Raw genomic sequence first — 22,826 nt, 5'->3', positions numbered from 1 at the left:
CGAATTGCGCCCAGTGAAGACAATGCAGATAACTTATTTACCGATAAACTCAGCCAGGTTGGACTGGTCTACGCCCACGTAAGGAACGCGAACGATTTTGTTGTCAATTTTCCAGTTAGTCCCGTCAGCGGCGCCTTTACCGTCGGCCAGGTTTTTCGCCAGATCGAAGGTGGCTTTCGCCTGGTTGTTGGCATCGTTCAGCACGGTACCGGCCATAGCGCCAGATTTCACCAGCGCCAGCGCTTCTGGCAGGGCATCCACACCGAACACAGGAATGGCGGACTTGTTGTGGGCTTTCAGGGCTTCAACGGCACCCATTGCCATCGCATCGTTGTTGGCGATGACCACTTCAATTTTGTTGGCGTTCGGACCAGAGAGCCACGCGTCCATCTTATCTTTCGCCTGAGCGGTGTCCCACATTGCGGTGTCTAACGCCAGCTGCTGGGTTTTCAGGCCCTTGTCGTTCAGCTCTTTAATAACGTAGGTGGTACGTGCTTCAGCATCCGGATGGCCCGGTTCGCCTTTCAGCAGAACGAACTGAATCTGACCATCTTTGTTCAGATCCCAGTTCGGGTTCGCCGCCCAGTGTTTCGCAATCAGATCGCCCTGGATAATCCCGGACTCTTTGGAGTCGGTACCCACGTAATACGCTTTGTCGTAGCTGTCCAGCGCCTTACGGGAAGGTTCTTTGTTGAAGAAGACAATTGGCACGTTCTGGCCGCGCGCTTTCTCGATCACCGTGCCTGCCGCCGCCGGGTCAACCAGGTTAATAGCCAGCGCTTTCACGCCTTTTGCCAGAAGAACGTCAATCTGATCGTTCTGTTTGGACTGGTCATTCTGGGAGTCATTCATCAGCAGCTGCACGTCTGGCGCTGATTTAGCATCTTTTTCAATTGCTTTACGCACAACGGACATGAAGTTGTCGTCGTATTTATAGATAGTCACGCCAATACGGGTATCCGCTGCGTGCGCTGCTGCGCCAAAAAGCATGCTTGCCATGACAGCAGACAGAGTCAACACCTTCTTATTCATGGTATCTCCGGTTTTTTTTATGCAGGGTAGTTCTTGTGAAAAACGGTCGGCGGGCAGAAGTTAATAAAACGTTACTGATCGCCGAAGTTCACTTATAAAATGTCCAGCTTCCGTGTTCGGTAACGCTCCAGAAATGCGTTTTATTCGTTGTTTGAGGCATGCTGGTAACGGTAAAAGTGAATAATCACCGTTACATTGTGTTTCAGCCCCTAAAACGCTGACATCATAGACAGCGGCTTGTTAAGATACTGTGAATTTACTCACAGATTGAAAACGGTTACATCACGTGATGTTATCAGTTAGTGATCGGAGCCACAGTTTGTCGGATAGCGACCGAATGGCGGCGTACTAAAGTCGGCATAAAACAATGCGTTGCGTCAGGATCTAACAGCCCTGCCGCCCCCTGTAACGCCAGCTCTGTCGCCAGTTTCGCCATCGACGCAATGGGGTAACGCACCGTTGTCAGCTGCGGATCGGTGTAACGGGCAATCGGGATATCGTCAAAGCCGATCAGCGATAAATGCTGTGGCACCGCAATGCCGTTGTCTTTCAGCGCGGTAAGCGCACCTGCCGCCATGCTGTCGTTATAGGCAAACACGGCCGTCAGCTGAAGATTACGCCCCAGCAGTTCCACCATTGCCGCTTCACCGCCCTGCATGTCCGGCGAACCGGTACCTACCCAGCTTTCCAGCGGCGCAATGCCCTGCTCTTTCAGGGCGTTTTGCCAGCCCTCGCGGCGCATCATGTCGTCTTCAATACCGTGGCTGGAGGCCAGATAACCAATGCGCTGATGGCCGTTGCTGATGAGCATCCGCGTCGCCATCATCGCGCCGCTGATGTTATCCAGACCGACGCAGCGGTGCGCGTAGCCGGGGACGATACGATTGATCAGCACCATGCCGGGGATTTGCTCCATAAACCCGGCCAGCTCTTCATCGCTCAGGGCTTTAGAGTGCACAATCAGGGCGTTACAGCGCTGGCGGATCAGTACCTCAATGGCATAACGCTCTTTTTCAGCCTCGTGATAGCTGTTGCCAATCAACACATATTTCTGGTGCTGCTGGGCAACGACGTCCACCGCTTTGACCAGCGCGCCGAAGAAGGCGTCAGACACGTCCATCACCACTACGCCAATGGTATCGCTGACCTGCGTCGCCAGCGCCTGGGCATTAGCGTTTGGCCGGTACCCCAGCTGGGTCACGGCTTTCATTACGGTTTCACGCGTTTCAGAGCTGACCAGCGCACTGTTGTTCAGCACGCGGGAGACAGTAGCAACAGAAACACCCGCCTGGCGGGCGACGTCACGAATGGTGATCATATTCACCACCCTTTAAAGGATTGCAGCAACTCACAGACACCCCCTGTGTTTAGCAAGGTGGCTATTCTGGCAGCGAGAGAGAGGAGACTACGTGAAGAAGCTCACACAGATGAAAACGCTTACATCCGTTTTGTTAATGATTGTGATCCAGATCGTTATCTGGATGTATTACGCAATGACACGCCCGAAGCACGGGCGGTTAACCGTCGCCATGCCCATTCCAGCGGGCCCTGACGGAAAAAACGCAGCCAGACAACCGAAAACACCACGTTAACAATCCAGACCGGAATAACAAACGCCAGCAGCGTCAGGCGGTCGAATTTCATAAACAGGCCGAATCGGTAGAAAAGCGTGGTGCATATCAGCGTTTGCAGGATGTAATTGCTTAACGCCATCCGCCCAACGCAGGCCACCGCACTGACGATCCACAGGCGGGAAAGCTGGGGCCAGAAGCCGTAGATCAGCGCCGCATAGCCAATAGTCTGGAACGGCGCGCTCAGTTCGCGCGGCACCTGCAACAGGAAAGCACACCAGCGGTAATCCCACTGAAGATGCCACTGCATCATCACCGCCGGGAGGTTGATGATCACGCCGAGCAGCACCAGCCCTGCTCCCGTACGACGATAGTGTCGCAGGCTAAATTCCCCTTTCAGCCAGCCGGTGCGCATCAGGGCTGCGCCCATCAGCATCATCCCCGCCAGCTGCCAGCCGTATTGCGCGCCTAGCGCCAGCAGGTTATCGCCGAGCATATCGGCCCGGTTGCCTATCGCTTCCATGCCGCCTTTCAGCTTCCAGAACTGCTCATATTGCAGGTTGGCCGCATCCGGGATCCATGAACGACTGGTGGAAGCATCGGCAATCATGCCAAGCAGCAATAACACGGCCAGTCCCATGACATAGAGCATCACGCCGGTATTAAACAGGCTTTTCACACCGGGCGCGTCGCGGATCAGCCGCCAGCAAATCAGCCCCACCAGACCATACGCGAGCAGAATATCGCCGTCCCAGAACAGCAGCCCGTGAATAAAACCGAGGATAACCAGCAGCGTTAAACGCGACTGGATCCAGCGCGCACCACGTTTGAGGAGAAGCTGAAGTCCCGCGCCAAACAGAAGCGCAAAGAGGGTCAGGAATTTAACCTGTGCAAAGAGATCGAGGATTGCCCACGTCCAGGCGTCGCTGCGCGTGATGTCGCCATACCACGCAGGATTCAGATAGGCGGCCTTCGGCAGACCGAAGGCGCTGATATTCAGCAGCAGGATACCGAGAATGGCGACGCCGCGAACAAAATCGAGCGTGACGTTTCGCTCCATGGTCCCTGCCCTGTCTGATTAGTTGTGGTGACGCACGGCGCGCAGGAACTCCTGGCGGGTGTTCTGGCTCGATTTGAACAGGCCGCCCAGCGAAGTGGTGGTGGTTGCGCTGGTTGCATCACGCACGCCGCGCGCTTTCACGCAGTAGTGCACCGCGTCGATAGACACCGCCACGTTGTTAGTACCCAACAGAGTTTGCAGTGCGGTCAGGATCTGCTGCGTCAGACGCTCCTGCACCTGCGGACGCTGGGCAAAAAACTGTACGATGCGGTTGATCTTGGACAGGCCAATGACCGTATCTTTTGGAATATAGGCCACCGTCGCTTTACCATCGATGGTCACAAAGTGATGCTCGCAGGTGCTGGTCAGCGTGATATCGCGTACCGTCACCATCTCATCAACCTTCATCTTATTTTCAATGACGGTGATTTTCGGGAAGTTCGCGTAATCCAGGCCGGAGAAAATTTCGTCGACGTACATTTTCGCGATGCGGTGCGGCGTCTCCATAAGGCTGTCGTCGCTCAGATCGAGATTCAGCAGTTGCATGATCTCCGTCATATGGCCGGCGATCAGACTCTTGCGGGTAACATTGTCCAGCTCCTGCACGGGCGGGCGCAGTGGCGTTTCAAGACCGCGCGCAACCAGCGCTTCATGGACAAGGGCTGCTTCTTTACTGAGTGATGACATTCTTTTCTCCTGCAGGTGTGGCGTCTTTTGCCCTCGTTGTGGCAAAAGTGTGCGCTCATTGTGCGTGAGGCGACGCACATAATCCAGTATTCACGACAATAATTATTGCAATTGCTGTTGCCTTTCAGCCTGACGGTTCCAGACTAACGCTCCGCCAACGAACAGCGCGATCCCCGCCAGCCCCAGCGCAGGTTCCAGCCGGTGCGTGAGCCAGGTCGACAGTGCCGACGTGACCGGACCCACCAGCTGACCAATGGCATACCCGGTGGTGAGCAGTCCCGCCATATAACGCGTGTGGTCTGGCGCCAGCTCGCGACCGTACAGAAGAGAGAGCTGCACGGCGCAGAGGAACCCGCCGCCTACCAGCAGCCCCCCCGTCAGCAAGCCGCCAATACCCGGCAGCAGCCAGGCCGCCAGCACGCCAATCCCCTGTAACCACAGAACAATCGCCAGCCTGCGGTTAGCGCTTGATGTATGCCGCAGGGCAATGCTGAGCGCAATTCCCACCACCGAGGCGGCGCCAAATATCGGCCAGACAAACTGGGCAAACAGGCTGCCGGGAAAACGCACCGCCGCCATTTGCGATAAAAAGGTCGCCGGGAGGATATAGCCGAACCCTGCCAGGCTGTAGCTCCAGACCAGACGCTTGAGATCTGCGGTCAGCAGCAGCGGTTCAGGCGCGGTACCGGGCCGATGGAGCTGCCCGGACCGCGGCAGGTAGCGCGCCACCAGCACAATCAGCACCAGCGCCAGTACGCCGTAGATTTGCCATGCCGCCCCGGCGGACAAGGATTTCGCCTGAATATAGACCGCCAGCAGGCCGCTCAGGGCGATGCCGGCCCCGGGTCCGGCAAAGACGGCCGCACTGAGTCCCGGTTTGCCCAGCTGCCCCAGCCGCTCGTTGGTCCAGGCGGCAATCAGCACCATCGACCAGCCGCTCATGCAGCCGATCACAAAGCGCAGCAGACCGTGAACAACGGCATTATCTGCCGCCGCGGAGAGCAGCGTTAGCGCCACCGCACCGGTGATGCCAAGCCAGAGACGCGTTTCAACGAAGCGATGGGCGCGCATGGCATCCCATGCCCCCACCAGATAGCCCAGATAGTTCATTGCCGCCACCAGCCCCGCGCTGGTAAGCGTGAGTTGCCCGGCGGCTATCATCAGCGGCACCTGAGGCGTGAAGGCGAAGCGCCCTATCCCCATCGCCACGACCAGAACCACAAATCCGCTGAGCGCGATACGCAGCGCCATGATCGCTCCAATTGTTAAAGAAAAGTAAATTTATGATGCAACATCTCGCCGTCCTGCGAAAGTGAAAGTTGCTCACAGGTCAATGAAAACTCTGTATTATGCGTTTTATGAATCGTCTTACCTTTAAGGAGCCCTGCATGGAACTGCTCGAAGAGCATCGTTGTTTTGAAGGTCGACAGCAGCGCTGGCGGCACGACTCCACCGCGCTGAATTGTGCTATGACGTTCAGCATTTTCCTGCCCCCTGCGGACAATCCACCGGTGCTGTACTGGCTTTCAGGCCTGACCTGCAACGACGAAAACTTCACCACCAAAGCGGGTGCCCAGCGTATTGCCGCCGAACTGGGCATTGCGCTGGTGATGCCAGATACCAGCCCGCGTGGCGATGACGTGGCCGACGATGCCGGATACGATTTGGGTAAAGGCGCCGGGTTCTATCTCAACGCCACGGAACAACCGTGGGCGAGCCATTACCGCATGTATGACTACATTCGCGATGAACTGCCTGCCCTGGTGCACTCTCAGTTCGCGGTCAGCGAGCGCTGCGCGATAAGCGGACATTCGATGGGTGGCCACGGGGCGCTGATAATGGCGCTGAAAAATCCGGGGAAATATACCAGCGTGTCCGCATTTGCGCCGATTGTGAACCCAACGCAGGTGCCGTGGGGGCAAAAAGCCTTTACGCACTATCTGGGTGAAGAAGCAGAAAAATGGCAGGAATGGGACAGCTGCGCGTTGATGCTGGCGAGCGACTCGGTGAATGCGATCCCGATGCTTATCGATCAGGGCGATGCGGATCAGTTCCTCGCCGGACAGCTACAGCCTGCGGTGCTGGCGGAAGCCGCGCGCCAGAAGGACTGGCCGCTAACGCTGCGCATTCAGCCGGGATACGACCACAGCTATTACTTCATGGCGTCCTTTATTGAGGATCATCTCCGCTTCCATGCGGAGCATCTGTTCAGATAAGTTCCGCCTTTTGCCCGGTAGCGCCTCCTGCCTACCGGGTCTTCCCCTCCCCCTCTTTACATACTTCTATCCGCTTGAATCCAGCCTGATTTCTGTCGCCGACACCCAAACACAAATGATTTCAATTATCATTTGTGTTTACAATTCTACATTCTTTTGTACAATTCCAGGCTCTTCTCCATCTCAAAGAGTTCTTACAAGACAAAAACATACAGTTCTCAGGGTTATCCCGATGGAGTTTTATTCATTTTTATACGGAATGTACAAATGACAATACCGCGCATTAAGCTCCTGGCCGTCGCCATTGGCGCTGCCACATGTTCCCCCTTCGTTCACGCAGCCGATCAGGACACCGTTGTCGTCACCGCGACGGGTTTTGAACAAAAGATCCAGAATGCCCCCGCCTCCATCTCTGTGATTTCAAAACAGCAGATTGAAGATAAAGCCTACCGTGATGTTACCGATGCCCTGAGAGACGTCCCGGGCGTTGTCGTCACTGGCGGCGGGAGCAGCAGTGATATCAGTATTCGCGGCATGGCCTCTCAGTACACCCTGTTCCTGGTGAACGGCAAACGCGTCAGTACGCGAAGCACCCGCCCCAACAGCGACAACTCGGGTATTGAACAAGGCTGGCTGCCGCCGCTGGAGTCCATTGAGCGCATCGAGGTCATCCGCGGCCCGATGTCCTCGCTTTACGGCTCCGATGCTATGGGTGGCGTAATTAACGTCATTACCAAAAAAGTCTCGAACACTAAAGCCTGGACCGGTTCGTTGCATGGCGATGCGACCTTCCAGGAAAACAATGATTCCGGCGATATCTTCCAGACCAACGCCTACGCTTCTGGTCCCCTGATCGACGGACTGCTGGGCGCAAAAGTGACGGGGCTGTTGTCACGCCGCGCAGAAGATAAAATCGTGAACGGCTATAACGAGCAGAAAATGCGTAACGGTGGCATTACGCTGAACTTCACCCCGGACGAGAAGAACGATTTCGACCTCGACTTTGCTCGCGAGCTTCAGGACAGAAACAGCACCCCGGGGATGTCGAAAGCGGCTGAAACCTGCCGGGGAACAACCTGTACGCCAAATACCAAAAGCGACTCGCGCTATGAGCACACGACCTACTCGTTAACCCACAGCGGGTATTACGACGACTTCAATACCACCAGCTATATCCAGCAGGAAGAGACCAATAATCCAGGTCGCAAAATGCGCTCCTATAACACCACCTTCAACAACCAGAACCAGATTTTCCTCGGCGATCATACGTTGACCCTCGGCGGGCAGTATCGTTATGAGAAACTGCTCGACAAGGGTAATCAGCTGGAAGCTGCTGACGGCCTGAACAAACTGACGCGCTGGAGCTGGGCCCTGTTTGCCGAAGATGAATGGGCAATGACGGAAAGCTTTACGTTGACCGGCGGCCTGCGTATGGACAAAGACCAAAACTACGGTACTAACTGGACGCCGCGCGGTTACGGCGTATGGCACCTGGCCGATCAGTGGACGTTAAAAGGCGGGGTTTCGGCTGGCTATCGTGCGCCGGATCTGCGTCAGTCGTCTGCCAGCTGGGGCCAGGTAACGGGTGGCGGCCGTCTTGACGGTATCATCGTTGGCAACCCGGATCTGAAACCAGAGAAGAGTCTGAGCGAAGAGCTCGCCCTGCTCTGGGATAACAACGATAACCTGAATGCCGGCGTAACGCTGTTTAATACCGACTTCAAGGACAAGATTACGGAAGTTCGCCGCTGTAACAGCAGCGCCGATCCCGCCTGTACGATTGGCGATCACAGCTATGATTTCGTCAGCGATCGCGTCAACGTGGACAAAGCCAACATGCGCGGTGTGGAGTCCTCCTTCGGGTGGAAAATCACGCGCGATGTGAACTGGACTGCAAACTACACCTATACGGAGTCCGAGCAGAAGAGCGGCCAGTTCTCCGGCAAGCCACTGAACAAAATGCCGAAACACATGTTCAACACCACCCTGGACTGGCAGGCGACGCCAGATGTCGGATTCTGGAGCCGTCTGAACCTGCGCGGTAAAACGTCTGAGTACCTGAGCCGCACGTCAATGTCCCAGGGTACGCCGTCCTACACTCAGGTTGATGTCGGTATGCGCTACAACGCCAACAAAAACCTGCTGGTTACTGCCGGTGTGTATAACGTGCTCGATAAGCAGATTGATTACGATACGTATGACACCGTGCTGGATGGCCGTCGCTATACCGTCGGCATGACCTACAGCTTCTGATCTGCCCATAAAAAAGCCCGCTCAACTGAGCGGGCTAAAAGAGAGGAAGTGCGGTTATTGTTTAAATCGTTCCGGGAAATCCATTTCACTGTAGCGAACGAAGCGTGTTCCTTTCGTCAGTTTGTAGCCAAACCAGATGATCAGGAACAGCGGAATGCCAATATAGGTGGCCGTGACGGCGCCCCAGTCAATGGTGTCCGCAAGGAAGGCCTCATAGTTCTGACCCAGGGTAATAATCAGGCACAGAACGAAGGCGAAGATCGGCCCCAGCGGGAAGAACCCTGACCGGTACGGCAGATTATTCAGATCATGACCCTGCTTGACGTACCCGCGACGGAAACGGTAGTGGCTGATGGCAATGCCCAGCCAGGCAATGAAGCCCGTCATACCGGAGGTGTTAAGCAGCCACAGGTAGACCGTCTGATTGCCGAACATGGAGGTCAGGAAACAGAGACCCGCAATCACCGTGGTCGCATACAGCGCGTTGCGCGGCACGCCACCGCGAGACAGTTTCGAGAAAATACGCGGCGCTTTACCGTCGCAGGCCAGGGTGTAGAGCATGCGGGTGGAGGCGTACATCCCGGAGTTACCCGCAGACAGTACCGCCGTCAGGATCACCGCGTTCATCACCGCCGCGGCAGAGAGCAGACCCGCGTGCTGGAAGACCAGCGTGAACGGGCTGACGCTGATGTCTTTCACATCATTACGCAGCAGGCTTGGGTCGGTATACGGAATGATCAGGCTGATAATCAGGATCGCGAACACATAGAACAGCAGGATACGCCAGAACACCTGACGCACCGCGCGCGGAATGTTCTTCTCCGGGTTTTCGGATTCACCGGCCGCGATACCAATCAGCTCGGTACCCTGGAAGGAGAAGCCGACAATCATCGCCACGCCAATCATCGCCGAGAAGCCCCCGGCAAACGGCGCATCGCCTATAGTCCAGTTACTCCAGCCCGCCGGTTCAGCCCCTTTGAAAATACCAACGATCATCGCCACACCGACGACGATAAAGATGATGACGGTTGCCACTTTAATCAAAGAGAACCAGTATTCCGCTTCGCCAAAGCCGCGCACGGAGATGTAGTTCAGCAGGAAGATGACCGCCAGGAACAGGGCGCTCCAGATCCAGCCTGGCGTGTCCGGGAACCACCAGGTCATCACCAGCTGTGCCGCGACGAGGTCAACGGCGATGGTCACCGCCCAGTTGTACCAGTAGTTCCAGCCCAGCGCGAAGCCGAAGCCTTCCTCAACGTATTTTTGTCCGTAGGTCGAAAACGAACCAGACACCGGCATGTATGCCGCCAGTTCACCCAGGCTGGTCATCAGGAAGTAGACCATCAGGCCAATCAGAATATAAGAGAATAATGCCCCACCCGGGCCGGCTGCCGAAATTGTTGCGCCAGAGGCAACGAAAAGACCCGTACCGATGGAGCCGCCAATGGCGATCATCATCAGGTGACGCGCCTTAAGTGCGCGACGTAGCGCGGGCGCTTCTGTGGTTTTAGTTTCTGAAACCATGTGAAAATGCTGTCCATTCAATAAATGAGGCGCGATTGTAGCAGACGATCTGCGTTGCTTCCGGCAGAAATGCTCAGTTATAAGAGAGCTTCATGACTCGGCCAGGATTATAAGTAAAGCATAAAAATGTGGGGTGATAAGCGCACATAGCCCCGGTAAGCGAAGCGCCACCGGGGAACGTTAAATGGCGCAGTAGCGCAGAAAACGCTGGAGCGAGCTGGAAAGGTGTTTCTGACGATGATGGATGCACCACAGCGTGCGCACCAGCTTCGGCAGCGGAACGGGGATCTCAACCAGAGAGCCGGTTTCCAGCTGTTCGGCAATCACCCGTCGGGAAAGACAGCTAATGCCCAGGCCATGACGCACCGCATGCTTAATCGCCTCGGAGTTACCTAACTCCATCCCTAACTGGAACTGCGGCAGATGGGACAGCAGCAGATAATCGACAATCTCACGCGTGCCAGAGCCCTGCTCTCGCAGGATCCACTGCGCCTGCGCCAGACGCTCCAGCGTCACCTCGCCCTGGAGTAAAGATGAGGCCGGGGAGGCAAACACCACCAGCTCATCCTCCAGCCAGGGTTCCGCAATAATATCCACGTTGTGGCACGGCCCTTCGATAAGCCCGATGTCCACGCGGAAATCGATCACCGCGTTAATCACGTCCTGGCTGTTGCCGACGCTCATTTCCAGCGGCAGGGTCGGAAAATCCCGGCGGTAGCGGGCAATCACTTCCGGCAGGATGTAGTTACCGATCGTGCTGCTGGCGTAGACGCGAATAGCGCCGTTGTCCTCGCGGAACAGCTGTTCGATCTCCGTTGCCTGCTCCAGCAAGGCCAGGGCACGCGGGTACAGCAGGCGGCCATGTTCGTTCACCACCAGCCGCTTTCCTACCCTGTCGAAAAGCTGAACGCCCAGTTGCCCTTCAAGATCGGTCAAGGCCGCGCTAACGGCGGACTGCGAGAGCGCCAGCATTTGTGACGCCTGGGTTGTCGAGCCGCTTTTCAGCACCTCGGCAAAAACTTCCAGCTGACGCAATGTAATGTGCATGGTTGCTTACCACTTATAAAGATTGATTATAAATATATAATCAATTTTATTTTTAAGCCAGAGCGCCGTAACCTTTAGCCAGACAAAGGAGAAGGTTATGTCAGAAATCACCTTACAACATCATCGTACAGTGTGGCACTTCGTGCCGGGTCTCGCGCTCAGCGCCGTGGTTACCGGCGTGGCTTTATGGGGCGGGAGTATACCGGCGGTTGCCGGCGCAGGGTTCAGCGCCCTGACGCTGGCCATTCTGCTTGGCATGGTGGTCGGGAACACCGTTTATCCACACATCTGGAAATCCTGCGACGGCGGCGTGCTTTTCGCCAAGCAGCATTTATTACGTCTCGGGATCATCCTTTATGGCTTCCGTCTCACCTTTTCGCAGATTGCGGATGTCGGTGTCAGCGGGATTGCCATTGACGTCCTGACCCTTTCGAGCACCTTTTTACTGGCGTGCTTTATCGGCCAGAAGATCTTTGGGCTGGACAAACAGACCAGCTGGCTGATCGGTGCGGGTAGCAGCATCTGCGGCGCGGCGGCGGTACTGGCAACAGAACCCGTCGTTAAAGCCGAAGCCAGTAAAGTCACGGTTGCCGTCGCGACGGTAGTTATCTTCGGTACGCTGGCGATCTTCCTATATCCGGCCATGTATCCGCTGGTGGCGCACTGGTTTAGTCCGGAAACCTACGGCATTTATATCGGCTCAACCATGCACGAAGTGGCGCAGGTGGTGGCGGCAGGTCACGCCATTAACCCGGAAGCGGAAAACGCGGCGGTCATCGCCAAAATGCTGCGCGTGATGATGCTGGCCCCGTTCCTGATTTTCCTCGCGGCGCGGGTTAAACAGCTTGCTCCGGCAGGCGGCAGCGAGAAAAGCAAAATCACCATTCCGTGGTTTGCGATCCTGTTCATCGTGGTCGCTGTCTTCAACTCTTTCCACCTGCTGCCAAAAGCGATGGTGGATATGCTGGTGACGCTGGATACGGTCCTGCTGGCGATGGCGATGGCGGCGCTGGGCGTCACCACACACGTCAGCGCGCTGAAAAAAGCCGGCGCGAAACCGCTGCTGATGGCGCTGGTGCTGTTCATCTGGCTAATCGTTGGCGGTGGTGCGATTAACCTCGCCGTGCACAGCCTGTTGGCATAAACCATCTCGTCCTTCTCCTGTTAACCCGCTATCATAGGCATTTCGGGTTAACAGGAGTCTTTTTATGAAATATGTTGGAGCGCACGTCAGCGCTGCCGGTGGCCTTGCGAATGCCGCCATTCGCGCCGCCGAAATCGAGGCGACCGCTTTCGCCCTGTTCACCAAAAACCAGCGCCAGTGGCGCGCCGCAGCGCTCACCGCTGAAGTGATTGATGATTTCAAAGCCGCCTGTGAGAAATACCACTATGGGCCTGGCCAAATCCTTCCCCACGACAGCTACCTCATTAACCTCGGTCACCCTGTTGCCGAGGCGCTGGAAAAATCCCGCGAAGCGTTCCTGGATGAGGTTCAGCGCTGTGAACAGCTGGGGCTGACGCTGCTGAACTTCCATCCCGGCAGCCATCTGATGCAGATTGACGAAGACGCCTGTCTGGCGCGCATCGCCGAGTCCATCAACATGACGCTGGATAAAACCCAGGGCGTGACGGCGGTGATTGAGAATACCGCCGGTCAGGGCAGCAACCTCGGCTTTAAGTTTGAGCATCTGGCGGCGATCATCGACGGCGTGGAAGATAAATCCCGCGTGGGGGTGTGCATCGATACCTGTCACGCCTTTGCCGCCGGCTATGACCTGCGCACAACCGAGGCCACGAAAAATACCTTCGAGGAGTTCGAGCGTATTGTCGGTTTTAAATACCTTCGCGGTATGCACTTAAACGATGCGAAAAGCGCGTTCGGCAGCCGCGTTGACCGCCACCACAGCCTGGGCGAAGGCAACATCGGCCATGATGCGTTCCGCTTTATCATGCAGGACGCCCGCTTCGACGGCATTCCGATGGTGCTCGAAACCATTAACCCGGATATCTGGGCGGAAGAGATTGCCTGGCTGAAGGCGCAGCAAACCGCTGAACAGGCGGCATAAAAAAAGCCGGGCTGCTTACGCACCCGGCTTTTTTTGTAGGTCGGGTAAGGCGAAGCCGCCACCCGACACCTCTTTTAGGCTGCTTTTGCGACCACTTCCGCTTCCGGGCGCTTCAGCACCGCGTAAGACAGGCCTGCCACCAGCGTACCGGCAACAATCGCCAGCAGATAACCCAGCACCGGCGTGATGGCGCCAGGGATGAGCAGGACGAACAGACCGCCGTGCGGCGCCATCAGTTTCGCACCTACCGCCATGGAGATAGCCCCCGTCACCGCACCACCCACGATACAGCACGGCAGAACACGCATTGGATCGCGTGCCGCAAACGGGATTGCGCCTTCGGTGATGAAGCACAGGCCCAGCACCAGCGCCGCTTTACCGCCTTCCTGCTGCGCTTTATCGAACTTACGGCGGGCAATAATCGTCGCCAGACCGAGCGCCAGCGGAGGCACCATACCGGCCGCCATGATCGCCGCCATCGGCGCGTAGGTCTGGGTACTCAGCAGGCCAACGCCAAACGCATATGCCGCTTTGTTCACCGGACCACCCATGTCGGTACACATCATACCGCCGAGGATTGCGCCCAGCAGCACCGCGTTCGCCGTCCCCATGGTTTGCAGCCAGTGGGTCAGACCTTCCAGAATGCCCGCGACCGGCTTACCAATCAGGTAAATCATCGCCAGACCGACCACCAGGCTGGAAATCAGCGGGATGATCAGGATAGGTTTCAGCGCCTCCATACTCTGCGGTAGCTTCAGCTTCGAGCTGATCAGCTTCGCCACATAACCGGCGAGGAAACCGGCAATGATACCGCCGATAAAGCCAGAACCGGTGCTCACGGCGAGCATACCGCCGATAAGACCCGGCGTCAGACCCGGACGGTCAGCAATGGAGAAGGCGATAAAGCCCGCCAGCACCGGCACCATCAACGCAAACGCGGAGCCGCCGCCAATCTGCATCAACGCGGCCGCCAGTGTGCCCGGCTCTTTAAACGCCTCGATACCAAAGGCGAAGGAGAGCGCAATACACAGGCCGCCCGCCACCACCATCGGCAGCATGTAGGACACGCCGGTCAGCAGGTGACGATACGCGCCCGCAGACTCTTTTTTCCCTTCGGTCGCAGTTTTAGCCGCACCGGTTGCCTGATACGGTTTGGCTTCTGCCAGCGCCTTATCAAACTCCTGCGCGGTCTTCTTCAGCGCCAGGCCGGTAGAGGTACGGTACATCGGCTTGCCGGCAAACTTCGCCAGATCCACTTCGATATCCGCCGCCACAATCACCAGATCGGCTTCCGCCACCTCTTCAGGCGTGATGGCATTGCCCGCACCAACAGAGCCGCGGGTTTCAACCTTCACCCACCAGCCACGTTTTTTCGCTTCGGTTTCAATGGCTTCAGCCGCCATAAAGGTGTGCGCCACACCTGTCGGGCAGGCCGTTACCGCAACAATGCGTTTCGGCCCAGCGGCGGCAACCGGCGCCGCCTCAACAGGTGCGCTGTAAACCGTCGCATGACCTTTTGCTTCGCTCAGGAACAGTTCAGGGTGTGCCACCGCGCGATTAATATCACCCAGCCACACTTTTTTACCGTTCAGGGCGCTGTCCGCGGGGATTTTGTCGCCCAGAACAATCGCCATTTCAGCATCACCCGGGTTATCAATGATATCCAGGTGCGCTTTTTGTGCCGCCGCGCCCAGCAGGGTCTTCGCCATATAGGCACGAGCCTGTCCGAGACCGGAGTCAATGATCAGCAGCGTTTTCATTATTCCTCTCCTGCTGTTAGTTAAAAGGTTTTAAGTCAACGCGCGCCATCATCGCGGCTAACTGGGTACGATCGGTAATACCGACATTGCTCTGGCTCACGGCCAGGGCCGCAACGGCGGTAGCAAGACGTAAGGTATGTTCACTGGATTCGCGCATCAGCAGACCGTAGATCAGGCCGCCAACCATCGAATCCCCTGCACCCACGGTGCTGACCACCTCCATTGAAGGCGGTTTGGCAATCCATTCCCCGGAGGCGTTAACCCACAGGGCACCTTCTGCACCCAGCGAAATCACCACGTGAGCGATACCCTGCTCGCGCAGCGCATGGGCAGCGTCAATCACATCCTTTAATTCTGGCAGCTTACGGCCCGCCCAGATCTCCAGTTCGCGGCGGTTAGGCTTAACCAGCCATGGCGAGGCTTTCAGACCGGCGACCAGCGCGTCGCGGCTGCTGTCGAAAATAATGCACGGGCACTGGCTGCGCAGGCGCGTCATCCAGTCGGTGAACGCTTCCGGGCTGACGCCGGACGGCAGACTGCCGCTGACGCACACCATGTCAAACTGGCCCAGCCAGCTCAGGGAATCGGCAACAAAGCGCTCCCAGTCAGCCGGGGTCACTTCGAAGCCGGAGAAGTTCAGATCGGTCACTTCACCGTCTTTCTCGGTCAGCTTAACGTTGATGCGGGTACGGCCCTGCACAACCTGAAAACGGTTAGCGATGCCCAGTTCACTGAACAACTGCTGAAAACCATCCTGGTTGTCTTTACCGAGGAAGCCGCCTACGGTGACGTCGATGCCGAGATCTTTCAGCACCTTCGCCACGTTAATCCCTTTTCCTGCGGCATGCAGGCCGGTCGTCCGCACCAGGTTGACTTCGCCACGCTCAATTTCCGGGCAGAAACCCACCAGATCGTAAGCCGGGTTCAGCGTAATGGTCGCAACACGTCTGCTCATTATGCGCCCTCCCCCAGACCGGCCGCGATGGCGTCGCCAATCGCTTTCAGCGCCTGTTCAGCATCCGCACCCTGCGCGGTAAAACGCAGACGATGGCCTTTCTTCACGCCCAGCGCGACTACTTTCATCAGGCTGCGCCCGTTGGCTGGTTTACCCGAACCGTCCAGATTGGTCACGGTGATCTCACTTTCAAATTGTTTAATGGTATTCACCAGCATGGTGCCCGGACGGGCATGCAGGCCGTGTTCGTTACGCACCACGTACTCTGCGCTCAGCAGTTCATCCGTCAGCGCATCGTCGCTGGTCAGCAGGGCCAGCACCGTCGCCGCGTCTGCGTTCAGCAGTTTTTCAGCTTTATTGTTCAGCAGCAGATCGCCCAGACGCTTCAGCACGGAAACCGGCTGATCGTCCGCCATGGCAACCGTTACCAGCATCGCGGCGTGTTCGCCGTCTGTCTCAAAGGCAACCGCAGCACGGCTGACCGCGATAGCGCTACGCAGGTTGCCTTCAGCACTGTCGTTCAGCCAGATGCCCTGACCCAGGTTTAATGGCTTATCATTGATGGCGCGCGTCACAAAAGTGGTATCCGCCGCACCGACCTCTTTCAGGCGGGCCGCGTTAAGCGCCTGGAGCGTCAGCAAATCGGACGCGACGACGTCCAGCGTCAGAGTTTCATTATCCAGCTTCAGCGCTTCGCTCTGTTTTTCGCCCATCAGCAGGGCACGCAGCTCTTCAGCAGTGGTGGCGGATTTAAGCTGTTCCGCGACGGCATCATCACTCAGCACGTGCGTCAGCTGACGCAGCAGGCCCAGGTGTTCGTCACCGCTGGCCGCGATGCCAATCGCCACGTAAGCCACCTGACCCTCGCCCCACAGCACGCCCTGCGGGAACTGGAAGACCTGCACGCCGGTTTTCAGCACCTGATCGCGGGTGTCCGTGGTGCCGTGCGGAATTGCAATACCGTTACCGAGGAAGGTGGAGGTCTGCTGTTCACGCGCCAGCATGCCGTTGACGTAGCCGTCAGCCACGTTGCCAGCCTGCACGAGCGCAGCGGCGACCTGGCGAATAGCCTCTTCTTTATTCCCGGCCTGTTCGCCCGGGTGAATATCCTGAACAGATAACTGGAACATGATTCTCCTCTCCTGCTGAAATTGAATCGTTTCAGCTTAACTGAGAAACCAGGCGCTAACCTGCTTCGTCAGGACATGCAAGATAGCGCTGAAACGTTTCAAGAAGTCTTGTCTTTTCTACAAAAGGTTGCAAGAAAAGTTACATTTCTTGTTGCAGAATTTAGAAGTGCAGCACATTTCTTCTTCAGTCGGGAGGTTTTTGCTGATGTTCAGCAAACAGGTTCAGCACGCTTCAGCGAAACGGCGATAAACTGAAATGCTATTTTGATTTATTGTGGCAATCTTGATTTTGCCCTCTGTTTATTTAATGACAGGCGGCGTAAACTCCGCCTCTCTCTGTTACTCGCAAAGACTGAACATGCATAACACCCCCGCTGCCGCCTCACCAAAGCCTTTTGATTTGACGTCAACGGCGTTTTTGATCGTTGCTTTCCTCACCGGTATTGCCGGTGCGTTACAAACGCCTACGCTGAGCCTGTTTCTGACCAACGAAGTCCACGCCCGCCCGGCGATGGTTGGCTTCTTCTTCACCGGGAGCGCCATCATCGGCATTTTCGTCAGCCAGTTTCTTGCCGGGCGTTCAGACCGCAAAGGCGATCGCAAAAGCCTGATCGTTTTTTGCTGCCTGCTCGGGGTGTTTGCCTGCCTGCTGTTTGCCTGGAACCGTAACTACTTCATTCTGCTGTTCGTGGGCGTCTTCCTGAGCAGTTTCGGCTCGACCGCCAACCCACAGATGTTCGCCCTTGCCCGCGAGCATGCCGACCGCACCGGGCGAGAAGCGGTGATGTTCAGTTCGATACTGCGCGCGCAGGTGTCGCTGGCCTGGGTGATTGGCCCCCCGCTCGCCTACGCGCTGGCGATGGGTTTTGGCTTTACGGTGATGTACCTCAGCGCAGCCGTGGCCTTCGTGGTATGCGGCGCAATGGTCTGGTTCTTTCTGCCCTCCATGCGCAAAGAGCCGAAAGTGGCGACCGGTACGCTGGAAGCTCCGCGACGTAACCGGCGCGACGCGCTGCTGTTATTCATTATCTGTACGCTAATGTGGGGAACCAACAGCCTCTATATCATTAATATGCCGCTGTTTATTATTGATGAGCTGCATCTGCCGGAGAAGCTGGCCGGGATCATGATGGGAACCGCCGCGGGGCTTGAGATCCCCACCATGCTGATTGCGGGCTATTACGCGAAGCGCTTCGGCAAGCGCTTTTTGATGCGCGTCGCCGCCGTAGCCGGGCTGCTGTTTTATGTCGGTATGCTGACGGTTCATACGCCAGCCCTGCTTCTTGCTTTACAGCTGCTGAACGCCATTTACATCGGTATCCTGGCCGGTATCGGCATGCTCTACTTCCAGGATCTGATGCCGGGTCAGGCAGGCTCTGCCACCACCCTTTATACTAATACCACCCGCGTGGGCTGGATTATTGCAGGCTCACTGGCGGGCGTTGTGGCTGAAATCTGGAACTATCATACGGTATTCTGGATTGCGCTGGTGATGTGCGTCCTGACGCTGAGCTGCCTGACGCGAATCAAAGATGTCTAAGGCGCGGTGAGCGCTTCCAGCTCAAGCAGATAAGTGATGGCCTGCTGGCGCGTACTGCCGCACATTTCGGCGGTTGGCTGGAGCCCGGAGCACACCTTCGGGCGCAGGGGCGAGCCAAAGATCATGCACAGGTTAGTGTCAGAGAGCTGAACGCAGCGGGTATTGGCAGGCTTGCCCTCCGGCATGCCTGGAATGGGGCTTGAGATGGACGGTGCGGTACAGCACGCGCCACAGTCGGAACGACAATCCATACATGCTCTCTGTTGGTGGCAGATGCCCGCGCAGTCGGGCATTGCGCGCACAGTAACACCTTTTATGTATTGATAGCAAAACCCACGAATTCCGCTTGCCTGAAAGGCCGCGCGCGAGTAATTTGGCGCGATATTTTTTACCTCCCGTAAACAGGATTACTGCAATGCCAAGAGCGAACGAAATTAAGAAAGGTATGGTACTGAATTACAACGGCAAACTGCTGATTGTGAAAGATATCGACATTCAGGCACCCAGCGCCCGTGGCGCAGCAACGCTGTACAAAATGCGTTTCTCCGATGTCCGCACCGGCCTGAAAGTGGAAGAACGTTTTAAAGGCGACGATATCGTTGATACCGTGACCCTCACCCGTCGCTACGTTGATTTCTCCTACATCGACGGCAACGAATACGTGTTCATGGATAAAGAAGATTACACCCCGTATATCTTCACTAAAGATCAGATCGAAGAAGAGCTGCTGTTTATTCCAGAAGGTGGAATGCCGGACATGCAGGTGCTGACCTGGGATGGCGTGCTGCTGGCGCTGGAGCTGCCGCAGACCGTTGATCTGGAAATTGTTGAAACGGCGCCGGGCATCAAAGGCGCGTCTGCAAGTGCGCGTAACAAACCGGCTACCCTGACTACCGGTCTGGTCGTACAGGTACCAGAGTACCTGTCAGCGGGCGAGAAAATCCGTATCCATATCGAAGAAAAACGCTATATGGGTCGTGCTGACTGATCGTGCTTTTCGCCCGGTGGCGCTACGCTTACCGGGCCTACAAAAAACCGGCTCTGATGCCGGTTTTTGTGTTTTTGTAGGCCGGGTAAGGCGCAGCCGCCACCCGGCAACAACCTTTACAGCAGTTCAGGATACTTCGTCATTTTCAGCGCCAGCTCGATACCGCGCACTTCCGCCATCCCTTTCAGACGGCCAATCGCCGAATACCCTGGATTCGTTTTCTTGCGCAGATCGTCCAGCATCTGGTGCCCGTGATCCGGACGGAACGGGATAGGACGCACATCCCCCGCCTGCTTACGACGTACCTCTTCAGAGAGAATGGCATCCACCACCGCAACCATGTTCACGTCGCCGCCAAGATGGGCTGCTTCGTGGAAGGTTTTCGGGTTCTCTTCACGGCAGGTTGCACGCAGGTGGGTGAAATGAATGCGATCGCCGAAGGTTTCGATCATCCGCACCAGATCGTTATCCGCCCGCACGCCATACGAGCCCGTACACATGGTAAAGCCGTTGTAGATGCTGTCCACCGTCTCTTTCAGCCACTGCATATCTTCAATGGTCGACACGATACGCGGCAGGCCAAGAATAGGACGCGGTGGATCGTCCGGATGAACCGCCAGCCGCACGCCGACTTCTTCTGCCACCGGAACAATAGCGCGCAGGAAGTGCGCCATGTTTTCACGCAGCTGGTTTTTATCGATATCGCCATATTCCGCCAGGCGCGCGCGGAACTGATCGAGAGTATAGCCCTCTTCCGCCCCCGGCAGGCCCGCGATGATATTGCGAACCAGCTTCTCAATGTCCGCTTCACTGGCGGCATTGAACCACGCCAGCGCCTGCTGCTGCTCTTCGACGGTGTAGTCTGCTTCCGCCCCCGGACGCTTCAGAATGTGCAGTTCGAAAGCCGCAAAAGCGATTTGATCGAAACGCAGCGCCTTCGAACCATCGGCCATTTCATATTCCAGGTCGGTACGCGTCCAGTCCAGGATCGGCATAAAGTTGTAGCAGACGGTATCAATACCACAGGCTGCCAGGTTACGAATGCTCTGCTGATAATTCGCAATCCAGGTATCACACTCACCGGAGTGGGTTTTGATATCTTCGTGAACCGGAATACTTTCCACAACAGACCAGGTTAACCCCTTCTCTGCCAGCTGAGCCTGACGCTTTTGGATTTCCTCTACCGGCCACACCTGACCGTTCGGAATATGATGCAGCGCCGTGACCACACCCGTTGCGCCAGCCTGACGCACATCATCAAGAGAAACCGGATCGTTCGGCCCGTACCAACGCCAGGTTTGTTCCATTGCCCCACCCTCTCAAGTTGTTATACCAATATGTGTTACTTCAATGACGACTACCATACATGTTTAATCGAAGTGGTCAATACAGCACGCGGCATTGATTGATCAAACTCACATAACAGGGATATTTACGGCTTACCAATTTAATTTGTTGTCATATAACTTTACACTGGCATTGTTAATTAATGGTTAATCAGGTGTGTATTACATGAAGACTATTGCCTCCACCGCGCTTCCTGCTCATGTCCAGCAGCCCCGCTACGATCGCGAGCAGTTACGCTCCCGCATCGTCCATTTCGGTTTTGGCGCGTTCCACCGGGCGCATCAGGCGTTGTTAACAAACCGGGTACTGAATGCCAAAGGAGGCGACTGGGGAATTTGTGAGATTAGCCTCTTTAGCGGCGATGTCCTTATGGGCCAGCTCCGGGCGCAGGATCATCTGTTTACCGTGCTGGAGAAAGGTGCCGAAGGCAATCAGCCCATTATTATCGGTGCGGTAAAAGAGTGCCTGAACGCCAAACTCGACTCGCTGGCAGCCATTATTGAGAAATTCTGCGAACCGCAGGTGGCAATTGTCTCCCTCACCATTACCGAAAAAGGCTACTGCATCGATCCGGCGACGGGAAAACTGGATATGCGGAACAGCCGCATCCTGCACGATCTCGAGCACCCGTCTGAGCCGCATTCCGCGCCGGGTATTCTGGTTGAAGCGCTTCATCGCCGCCGCGAGCGGGGCCTGCCGGCGTTTACCGTGCTCTCCTGCGACAATATTCCCGACAACGGCCACGTGGTGAAAAATGCCGTTCTCGGCATGGCCGGAAAGCGTTCCGCAGAGCTGGCCGCATGGATCGAGGCGCACGTGAGCTTCCCTGGTACCATGGTCGACCGAATCGTGCCCGCCGCCACCGACGTCTCACTCGCGGAAATCACCCAGAAACTTGGCGTTGAAGATCCCTGCGCCATCAGCTGTGAACCGTTCATTCAGTGGGTAGTGGAAGATAACTTTGTCGCCGGGCGTCCGGAGTGGGAGGTGGCAGGCGTACAGATGGTTGAGGATGTCCTGCCCTGGGAGCAGATGAAGCTGCGGATGCTGAACGGCAGCCACTCCTTCCTCGCGTATCTGGGCTACCTTGCCGGCTACGCGCACATAAATGAATGTATGCAGGACGACAGTTTCCGCGAGGCGGCCCGCAGGCTGATGCTGAATGAGCAGGCCCCTACGCTGCGCATCACCAACGTTGATCTGACAGCCTATGCTGACAGCCTGCTTGACCGCTTCGCCAACCCGGCCCTACAGCATCGTACATGGCAAATCGCCATGGACGGCAGCCAGAAGCTGCCTCAGCGCATGCTGGATGGGATCCGCGTGCATCTTGAGCGTAACACCGCCTGGCCATTACTGGCGCTGGGGGTGGCGGGCTGGATGCGCTACGTCAGCGGTACGGACGAACAGGGCAACGCCATTGACGTACGCGATCCGCTGAGCGACAAGTTTCAGGCCATTGTCGCTACCAGCAGCGACGCAGAACGCGTTAGCGCCCTGCTGACGCTAAATGAAATCTTTGGCGACGACCTGCCGCAAAACCCTGTCTTTGTCGAGGCAATCACCAGCGCGTACCAGCGCCTCGTCCGGCTCGGCGCGCGCCAGGCCGTTATCGAAACGTTAAAAATTTAGCGATTATTGCGTTTAAGG

At 56.6% G+C, this 22,826-nt stretch carries 20 protein-coding genes; 8 read left to right on the top strand and 12 right to left on the bottom strand.

Annotated features, from left to right (window positions below):
- Positions 1-33 precede the first annotated feature (33 nt).
- From mglB to ACWKXX_RS07215, 5 genes are all read right to left on the bottom strand, one after another.
- Positions 34-1,032: a galactose/glucose ABC transporter substrate-binding protein MglB gene (gene mglB, locus ACWKXX_RS07235; RefSeq protein ID WP_017383382.1), complete on the bottom strand. Its 999-nt coding sequence runs from the start codon at positions 1,030-1,032 to the stop codon at positions 34-36.
- A gap of 295 nt (positions 1,033-1,327) precedes the next feature.
- Positions 1,328-2,350, bottom strand: a complete 1,023-nt coding sequence (gene galS, locus ACWKXX_RS07230) for an HTH-type transcriptional regulator GalS (RefSeq protein ID WP_032648909.1) — start codon at positions 2,348-2,350, stop codon at positions 1,328-1,330.
- A 155-nt stretch (positions 2,351-2,505) separates the two neighbouring features.
- Positions 2,506-3,663: a DUF418 domain-containing protein YeiB gene (gene yeiB, locus ACWKXX_RS07225; protein WP_017383383.1), complete on the bottom strand. Its 1,158-nt coding sequence runs from the start codon at positions 3,661-3,663 to the stop codon at positions 2,506-2,508.
- An 18-nt stretch (positions 3,664-3,681) separates the two neighbouring features.
- Positions 3,682-4,350, bottom strand: coding sequence for a GTP cyclohydrolase I FolE (gene folE, locus ACWKXX_RS07220; protein ID WP_017383384.1), 669 nt, complete (start codon positions 4,348-4,350; stop codon positions 3,682-3,684).
- Between the two features lie 102 nt (positions 4,351-4,452).
- The gene (locus ACWKXX_RS07215; RefSeq protein WP_017383385.1) at positions 4,453-5,601 is read right to left on the bottom strand and encodes a YbfB/YjiJ family MFS transporter; all 1,149 of its coding nucleotides are present in this window, start codon (positions 5,599-5,601) and stop codon (positions 4,453-4,455) included.
- A gap of 137 nt (positions 5,602-5,738) precedes the next feature.
- Between ACWKXX_RS07215 and fghA the strand changes: the two genes are divergently transcribed.
- Positions 5,739-6,566, top strand: coding sequence for an S-formylglutathione hydrolase (gene fghA / locus ACWKXX_RS07210; protein ID WP_062938285.1), 828 nt, complete (start codon positions 5,739-5,741; stop codon positions 6,564-6,566).
- Between the two features lie 267 nt (positions 6,567-6,833).
- On the top strand, positions 6,834-8,819 hold the full coding sequence (locus ACWKXX_RS07205) for a ligand-gated channel protein (RefSeq protein WP_261666105.1): 1,986 nt from the start codon (positions 6,834-6,836) through the stop codon (positions 8,817-8,819).
- A gap of 54 nt (positions 8,820-8,873) precedes the next feature.
- On the opposite strand, the gene ACWKXX_RS07200 is transcribed toward ACWKXX_RS07205, so the two are convergent.
- Positions 8,874-10,343 (bottom strand): amino acid permease, encoded by a 1,470-nt coding sequence (locus tag ACWKXX_RS07200; protein WP_261666104.1) that lies wholly within the window; start codon positions 10,341-10,343, stop codon positions 8,874-8,876.
- Between the two features lie 180 nt (positions 10,344-10,523).
- Positions 10,524-11,390, bottom strand: coding sequence for a DNA-binding transcriptional regulator YeiE (gene yieE, locus ACWKXX_RS07195; protein WP_017383387.1), 867 nt, complete (start codon positions 11,388-11,390; stop codon positions 10,524-10,526).
- A 97-nt stretch (positions 11,391-11,487) separates the two neighbouring features.
- Between yieE and ACWKXX_RS07190 the strand changes: the two genes are divergently transcribed.
- Both ACWKXX_RS07190 and nfo read left to right on the top strand, forming a co-directional pair.
- On the top strand, positions 11,488-12,534 hold the full coding sequence (locus ACWKXX_RS07190; RefSeq protein ID WP_033487350.1) for a YeiH family protein: 1,047 nt from the start codon (positions 11,488-11,490) through the stop codon (positions 12,532-12,534).
- Positions 12,535-12,598: 64 nt separating this feature from the next.
- Positions 12,599-13,456: a deoxyribonuclease IV gene (gene nfo, locus ACWKXX_RS07185; RefSeq protein ID WP_017693043.1), complete on the top strand. Its 858-nt coding sequence runs from the start codon at positions 12,599-12,601 to the stop codon at positions 13,454-13,456.
- 74 nt (positions 13,457-13,530) lie between these two features.
- Here nfo and fruA read toward each other — a convergent pair whose 3' ends face one another.
- The 3 genes from fruA to fruB are packed head-to-tail and all read right to left on the bottom strand — an operon-like array spanning position 13,531 to position 17,301.
- A complete protein-coding gene (gene fruA / locus ACWKXX_RS07180; RefSeq protein WP_015572312.1) occupies positions 13,531-15,216 on the bottom strand; it encodes a PTS fructose transporter subunit IIBC in 1,686 nt (561 codons plus the stop codon).
- 16 nt (positions 15,217-15,232) lie between these two features.
- Positions 15,233-16,171: a 1-phosphofructokinase gene (fruK, locus tag ACWKXX_RS07175; RefSeq protein WP_006811313.1), complete on the bottom strand. Its 939-nt coding sequence runs from the start codon at positions 16,169-16,171 to the stop codon at positions 15,233-15,235.
- Positions 16,171-17,301 carry a fused PTS fructose transporter subunit IIA/HPr protein gene (gene fruB / locus ACWKXX_RS07170; protein ID WP_032648914.1) on the bottom strand — a complete coding sequence of 377 codons (1,131 nt, stop codon included), beginning with the start codon at positions 17,299-17,301 and terminating at the stop codon, positions 16,171-16,173. Before fruB ends, fruK begins: the two co-directional genes overlap by 1 nt.
- Positions 17,302-17,376: 75 nt before the next feature.
- On the opposite strand from fruB, the gene ACWKXX_RS07165 reads away from it, so the two are divergent.
- Positions 17,377-17,556 (top strand): hypothetical protein, encoded by a 180-nt coding sequence (locus ACWKXX_RS07165; protein WP_139152746.1) that lies wholly within the window; start codon positions 17,377-17,379, stop codon positions 17,554-17,556.
- A 103-nt stretch (positions 17,557-17,659) separates the two neighbouring features.
- The gene (gene setB, locus ACWKXX_RS07160) at positions 17,660-18,841 is read left to right on the top strand and encodes a sugar efflux transporter SetB (RefSeq protein ID WP_015572310.1); all 1,182 of its coding nucleotides are present in this window, start codon (positions 17,660-17,662) and stop codon (positions 18,839-18,841) included.
- Here setB and ACWKXX_RS07155 read toward each other — a convergent pair.
- Positions 18,838-19,092, bottom strand: a complete 255-nt coding sequence (locus ACWKXX_RS07155) for a YkgJ family cysteine cluster protein (protein WP_003859353.1) — start codon at positions 19,090-19,092, stop codon at positions 18,838-18,840. The genes setB and ACWKXX_RS07155 overlap by 4 nt on opposite strands.
- Positions 19,093-19,256: 164 nt before the next feature.
- Here ACWKXX_RS07155 and yeiP point away from each other — a divergent pair, with 164 nt between their 5' ends.
- A complete protein-coding gene (gene yeiP / locus ACWKXX_RS07150; protein ID WP_003859355.1) occupies positions 19,257-19,829 on the top strand; it encodes an elongation factor P-like protein YeiP in 573 nt (190 codons plus the stop codon).
- A gap of 116 nt (positions 19,830-19,945) precedes the next feature.
- On the opposite strand, the gene uxuA is transcribed toward yeiP, so the two are convergent.
- Positions 19,946-21,136: a mannonate dehydratase gene (uxuA, locus tag ACWKXX_RS07145; protein WP_045910722.1), complete on the bottom strand. Its 1,191-nt coding sequence runs from the start codon at positions 21,134-21,136 to the stop codon at positions 19,946-19,948.
- 205 nt (positions 21,137-21,341) lie between these two features.
- Between uxuA and ACWKXX_RS07140 the strand changes: the two genes are divergently transcribed.
- Positions 21,342-22,808, top strand: coding sequence for a mannitol dehydrogenase family protein (locus ACWKXX_RS07140; RefSeq protein WP_110870299.1), 1,467 nt, complete (start codon positions 21,342-21,344; stop codon positions 22,806-22,808).
- Positions 22,809-22,826: the final 18 nt, after the last annotated feature.

Source organism: Enterobacter sp. UPMP2061, from assembly GCF_053709615.1.
This window is presented reverse-complemented; position numbering and strand designations above follow the sequence as displayed.